General features: G+C 56.0%; 6 protein-coding genes. 2 read left to right on the top strand and 4 right to left on the bottom strand.

Features of this window, described 5'->3' with window-relative positions; translation table 11 throughout:
• Positions 1 to 146: IS3 family transposase (locus tag HZ297_RS09395; protein ID WP_178863107.1), on the top strand; the 146-nt coding region annotated here is incomplete at its 5' end.
• 62 nt (positions 147 to 208) lie between these two features.
• On the opposite strand, the gene HZ297_RS09390 is transcribed toward HZ297_RS09395, so the two are convergent.
• The 4 genes from HZ297_RS09390 to mog all read right to left on the bottom strand — a co-directional run bounded on the left by HZ297_RS09390 (position 209) and on the right by mog (position 3,460).
• Complete coding sequence (locus HZ297_RS09390; RefSeq protein WP_246261856.1) at positions 209 to 886, bottom strand: arginine N-succinyltransferase; 678 nt, start codon at positions 884 to 886, stop codon at positions 209 to 211.
• A gap of 11 nt (positions 887 to 897) precedes the next feature.
• The gene (locus HZ297_RS09385; RefSeq protein ID WP_246261849.1) at positions 898 to 1,869 is read right to left on the bottom strand and encodes a carbonic anhydrase; all 972 of its coding nucleotides are present in this window, start codon (positions 1,867 to 1,869) and stop codon (positions 898 to 900) included.
• Between the two features lie 102 nt (positions 1,870 to 1,971).
• Complete coding sequence (prmB, locus tag HZ297_RS09380; protein WP_343034804.1) at positions 1,972 to 2,904, bottom strand: 50S ribosomal protein L3 N(5)-glutamine methyltransferase; 933 nt, start codon at positions 2,902 to 2,904, stop codon at positions 1,972 to 1,974.
• Positions 2,905 to 2,908: 4 nt separating this feature from the next.
• Entirely contained in the window at positions 2,909 to 3,460 is a 552-nt protein-coding gene (gene mog, locus HZ297_RS09375; protein ID WP_178863103.1) for a molybdopterin adenylyltransferase, read from the bottom strand.
• Positions 3,461 to 3,536: 76 nt separating this feature from the next.
• Here mog and lon point away from each other — a divergent pair, with 76 nt between their 5' ends.
• Entirely contained in the window at positions 3,537 to 6,170 is a 2,634-nt protein-coding gene (gene lon, locus HZ297_RS09370) for an endopeptidase La (protein WP_218644598.1), read from the top strand.
• Positions 6,171 to 6,245 lie beyond the last annotated feature (75 nt).

Below are 6,245 nucleotides of genomic sequence, written 5' to 3'. Positions count from 1 at the left end.
ATCATGCTAAAGCGTTTAAAGATGCTGATCATCTGATTCAAGAAGTGCATGACTATATTGAGTACTATAATCACAAACGCATCAAGCAGAAACTCAAAGGCCTGAGTCCGATAGAGTATCGAAATCACGCCTTGGGTACCGCTTAACTAAAATGTCCAAGTTTTTGGGGTCACTTCAAATTGCCGGTTTTTTATTGAAAGCGCACTCCCTACTCTTTCAATTTGATCTGTAATTCGCCTTCCACCACGCTGATATTCTCCACCCCGTCGGCGAACGCTTTCCAGAAACCGGGGTCGGCACCAAACTCCTGCACCAGATCAATATTTTTCAGATTGCCCAGCCAGGCATTCGGCACCGGCACGCCCATCAGGCTGACCCCTTTGAGTTTAACGATCGGCTTGCCGTTCTGAAACGCCAGCTCCACGCCGGCGTTAATGCGCAGCGTCTTGCCGCCCATGACCGGAAAATCCTCTTCCAGCGGCACCAGTATTTTGGCGCTTACCAAATTATCGGACAGGTCGATCGCCACCTTGCGCGCCAGATCGGTGTTTTTAGCCAACATCGCATTCAGCTCGCGCTCGCTGAAATACACCTCGCGCTTGGCGCCCACTTCGCTGTAGGCCTCCGGCTTGAGATTACCCTGCGCATCGTACTCCTCCACTTCAACACCGATGGCGCGCAATTTGCTATTGAGCGCCTGCTCCTCTTTGGGTTTCAACTCCACCGGCGTAAATGATTTCAAGAACAGCGTCTGGCTCAATGCCCAATAACTCAATCCGGCTGTCAGCAAAATCGTCAGCAACACAATCAGCAGCACCTGAGCGCCGCTCATACCGTTTTTAACCGCCTTGTCAGCCGCTACTGGAATTTGGGTTTGATTATCCATCCGATTTTCCATCAATAGACTTCGTAGAGGCGATTATCGATTTCCGGTTCCATCCACGACTTGAGCACGTCACGCGAATTCAGCGGCTGAACCGGACGGGCGTTCTCCCCCATCAGCTCGTTCATCTGCCGGATTTGTCTGGCAGAGGCCTCAATCGGCTGTTTGAAAACCATCCAGTAAACCCCTTCGGAACAAGGCGGCGTGGTCAAGGAACCGCTGTATTTATAAAACTCGGTATTGCCCGGCAGGAAATTCACCGGATTGAGTTTAAAGTCGTCGTGCAACTGCTCCTTGCCGACCTCTTTCGGCAGGCGCTTGAGAATCCCGTTCAGGTAAGGGTTCTCCTCGCCTTCCTGAAACAAAATTCCGAGTACGGCCAGGTTGCCGTCGCCGTCCTTATGCACCAGATGCATCTCCATCGGATAGGCAAACCCTTCTTTAAAGTGTTCGCTTGGCGTATGGAAGTGAAACTGCAGCAGTTCATAACGATGCCCGCCGACTTTGATGTAACTGCCCAGCGGGAAATTGACCTGTACCGTGTGGCCGTTGTTGATGATTTTCAGCAAACTGTCGCGATAGGCGATATCCAACCCCGCCAACCCTTGAGTTCCCAGCGCGCGGGCGTCGCGCAAATCGATCGGTGACTGGTTGCGGCCGGTTTTACAGGTGCTGAACTCCGGCGCCAGCTCGCCCCAGAAGCGCGGCGCGCCCTCACCCGAATAACTCCAGTGTACGGCGTGGGCTTCATGCTTTTCCGGCTTGGCCGCAGCCTGAGTGTCCGCCTTGGGTTCGTCATGGACATCCGCAGCCGGGGGCTTGGGTACTAATTTCTCATGCTCCGCACCCAAGTCGACTAAAGGTGCGGTAATGGGCGCGGCATGCTTGTCAGCAGCATGGCTGTCCTGTGCCCAAGACGGCAGCGCCATGACAGCCGCCAACGCCATAACGCAGACTTTTAACGAAAATCGACCTTTTTTTTGCATCCTCAACTCTCCCAATCCTGACTCACCGTGATTTGCCGGCAACCTGTTTTAAACATAACTCTCAGCTAAGCAAAATAACGGCCAACGCCTTCAAAACCACGTTTAAGGTTCCACCCGCTCGTTAAGAATCTCCTGGAAAATGTCCAGCTCGGACTTATGAATGGCGAATACACCTTCCCCGCCCTGCTCGAACTCAAACCAGAAAAACGGCAGTTCGGGATAAACCTGCTCCAGATAGTATTGCGACACCCCGACCTCGACAATCAAGACACCGTCATCAGTCAGATGGTCGCTCGCTTCGGCCAGAATGCGGCGTACCAGATCCAAACCGTCCTCCCCGGCCTCCAGACCCAAACGGGGTTCCTGCTGAAACTCCTCCGGCAGGGCATCCATCTCGATCACATCCACATAAGGCGGATTGGACAGAATCAGGTCGTATTTCTCGCCTTGCAGCGCGCTGAAAAGATCGGATTGGATGGCGCGCGCGCTGTCATGCAGCCGATACAGGTCGATATTCTGCTGCGTCACCGCCAAAGCTTCCGGCGAAATATCCGCCAGATCCACCGTGGCATAAGGCAGCGCCTGCAGGCTGGCAATGCCGATGCAGCCGCTGCCGGTACACATATCCAGCACGCGATGCACTTTCTCCGGATTGACCCAACCGTCGAACTCTTTGGCAATCAGCTCGGCGATCGGTGAGCGCGGCACCAGCGTCGCCTCGTTGACGATAAAACGCATGCCCGCAAACCACGCCTCGCCGATCAGATAGGCCGAAGGCTTGCGGCTTTCGATGCGGCGTTTGAACAGCTCCGCCACGCGGCGCTTTTCGTCTGGCGACAACCTCGCCTGCCAGTAGCGCTCGGGAATCTCCCAAGGCAGATTCAACACATGAAACGCCAGGGTCTTGGCATCGTCAAACGCATTGTCGGTACCGTGGCCAAAAAACAGATTCGCCCCTCTAAACAACGAGCCGCCCCAACGCACAAAATCGGTCACGGTCTCCAGACCGTCATACTGGTAATTGATATTGGTCACGTGCTTATCCTTTCTTGACCGCATGCTTGGGGCGGAACCCCTTGATAAAGGCATCGTTGGTTTCCAGATAAGGGCCATCGATCAGGTCGATGCAATAAGGCACGGCCGGAAACACCGCCTCCAGACATTCGCCGATGGCCGAAGGCTTGCCCGGCAAATTGATAATCAGACTCGAACCGCGGGTGCCGGCAATCTGCCGCGACAGAATCGCCGTCGGCACATATTTGAGCGACACGGCGCGCATCTGCTCGGCAAAACCGTCCAGAATCTTGTCGCACACCGCCGCGGTCGCCTCGGGCGTCACATCGCGTTTGGCCGGCCCGGTGCCGCCGGTGGTCAAAATCAAGCAACAGCCCTGTTCGTCGGCCAACTCTTTCAGAGTGGCTTCAATCAATGGCTGTTCATCTTCGATGAGGCGAGCCACCGGCGTCCAGGCGCTGCTCAATGCCTGCGTCATCCACGCCTGCATTGCCGGTCCGCCGAGATCTTCATATTCTCCGCGGCTGGCACGGTCCGACACCGTGACAAAACCAATTTTGATTTGCGTTTTTTGCATTCCGTATCCTTGAAACTCCGCTCCTTAATCCGCATATAATACCCTACTTTTCCAACCAATCAGCAACAAGAAACCCATGACAGATATCCTAGACACACAAGAAGTCCACCACGATAGCAACGACAACGAACTGAACGCTGAATTGGAAAACCGCCAGGATTCTCAACAGGCCGGGTCTGACGATGGCCATGACGAAAACGCACCGCGTGTGCTCGATGGCGAACATATTGCCAGCCATGAGGCGGATAGCGACGACAAACTGCGTCAGGCGCGTCAGCTCGCCAAGCCCGAACTGACCCTGCCCACCGACATCTACCTGCTGCCGGTCAAGGAACGTCCTTTCTTTCCCGGACAACAGCTTCCGGTATTGCTGAACCGTGACAACTGGGAAGAAACCTTTGCGGCGATCAAGGCCGACCACCATAAATACATCGGCATGGTGTTTGTCGACCACGAAGATTACGAAACCGCCCCGCCGGAAGCGTTTGCGCCGATCGGCACGCTGATCCGCATCCACGAACCCAAGGAGCGCGAAGACTTTATCCAGCTGATTGCCGAAGGCGTGCAGCGCTTCAAGATCGAACAGTGGATTTCGCACAGCGCACCTTACAGAGCGCGCGTCAGTTACCCTGCCGACATCAAAAACGGCAGCGCCAAAGAGTTCAAAGCCTATGGTCTGGCGATTATGAACGCCTTCCGCGAACTGCTGCCTTTGAATCCGCTGTACAGCGAAGAATTGAAATTCTTCCTTAACCGTTACAGCCCGAGCCAGCCGGCGCACTTGGCCGACTTTGCCGCCAGCCTGACCACCGCCGACCCGCTGCGTTTGCAGGAAGTGCTGGAAACGCTTGACTTGAGCGAGCGTCTCGAAAAAGTGCTGGCGCTGTTCAAACAGGAAATCGAAGTCACCAAACTGCAATACAACATCCGCGAACGCGTCGAGGAAAACCTCAACGAGCAGCAGCGCGAATTTTTCCTGCGCCAGCAGCTCAACGAGATCCAGCGCGAACTGGGCATCCTCAAAGACGACCAGACGCTCGACAGCGAACGCTTCCGCGAACGCATGGAGAGCCTTGCCCTGAGCGACGAAGCCCTCAAGAAAGCGGAAGAGGAACTGCAAAAACTGGAAATACTTGATCCGCAATCGCCGGAATACAACGTCGCCCGCAACTGGCTCGACTGGCTCACGCAACTGCCGTGGGGCAAACACAGCAAAGACCTGCTCGACCTGAAACGCGCCCGCAAGGTGCTCGACAAAGGCCACGACGGTCTGGACGACGTCAAAGACCGCATCAGCGAATTCTTGGCGGTGGGCGCGCTGAAGGGCGAAGTCTCCGGTTCGATTATCTGTCTGGTCGGCCCGCCGGGCGTGGGCAAAACCTCCATCGGCCGCTCCATTGCCGATGCGCTGGGGCGCAAGTTCTACCGCTTCTCGGTCGGCGGCATGCGCGACGAGGCCGAAATCAAGGGGCATAGACGCACCTATATCGGCGCCATGCCCGGCAAGTTCATCCAGGCGCTGAAAGACTGCGAAACCGCCAACCCGGTGATTATGCTCGACGAGATCGACAAGATCGGCGCCTCCTACCACGGCGACCCGGCCTCCGCACTGTTGGAAGTGCTCGACCCGGAACAGAACAGCGAATTTATGGACCACTTTATGGACGTGCGTTTTGATCTGTCCAAGGCGCTGTTTATCTGTACCGCCAACACCCTCGACAGCATTCCCGGCCCGCTGCTGGACCGCATGGAGGTGATCCGTCTGGCCGGCTACATCACCGAAGAGAAGATTCAGATCGCCAAACACCACCTCTGGCCGCAGCTGGTGGACGAAGCCGGTCTGGACAAGGAGAAAGTGCAGATTACCGTGCCGGCCATCCGTCATGTGATTGAAGGCTACGCCCGTGAATCCGGCGTGCGCAACCTCAAGAAACAGCTCTCCAAGCTGGTACGCAAGCTGGCGTTGAAATTCGTGATGGGCGAAATCGACCAGGCGCGCATCCATGTCAACGAACTCGAAGAGATGCTGGGGCAGCCGCGTTTCAGCCCGGAAAAGATGAACCAGCAGATCGGCACCGTGACCGGTCTGGCGTGGACCTCGATGGGCGGCGCGACCCTGACCATCGAAGCCAGTCGCGTGCATACCTTCAACCGCGGTTTCAAACTCTCGGGGCAGCTCGGTGAAGTCATGCAGGAATCGGCCGGCATCGCCTACAGTTTTATCAGCTCTAATCTGGGGAAATACAAGGCCGACCCGGAGTTTTTCGACAAGGCCTTTGTGCACCTGCACGTCCCCGACGGCGCCACTCCCAAGGACGGCCCGAGCGCCGGCATCACCATGGCCACGGCGCTCTTGTCGCTGGCGCGTGACGAGGCGATCAAAACGCCGCTGGCCATGACCGGCGAGCTGAGTCTGACCGGTCAGGTTTTGCCGGTAGGCGGCATCCGCGAAAAAGTCATCGCCGCCAAACGTCTGGGGTTGAAGGAACTGATTCTGCCGTTCGAGAACAAAAAGGATTTTGAGGAACTGCCCGACTACCTGCAGGAAGGCATGACCGTGCATTTTGCCAAGCATTTCGACGATGTGGCCAAACTGACGTTCAATATCCGCGCCAAATCGCTGGCGCTGAAAGTCTATCTGGCCAAACACAAGGAACAGGAAGAACCGAAGCCGGAGCAGGCCACTTCCATTCCCGCTTCGCAGCACTGAAAACCGCTCTCCAAAAACTCAACAGGCCGGGTAAAGCATGCTCTACCCGGCCTGTTGAGTTTTTAAACCCTGAAA

The sequence above is a fragment of the Thiomicrorhabdus cannonii genome, assembly GCF_013391695.1.
Classification (GTDB): Bacteria; Pseudomonadota; Gammaproteobacteria; order Thiomicrospirales; family Thiomicrospiraceae; genus Thiomicrorhabdus; species Thiomicrorhabdus cannonii.
This window is presented reverse-complemented; position numbering and strand designations above follow the sequence as displayed.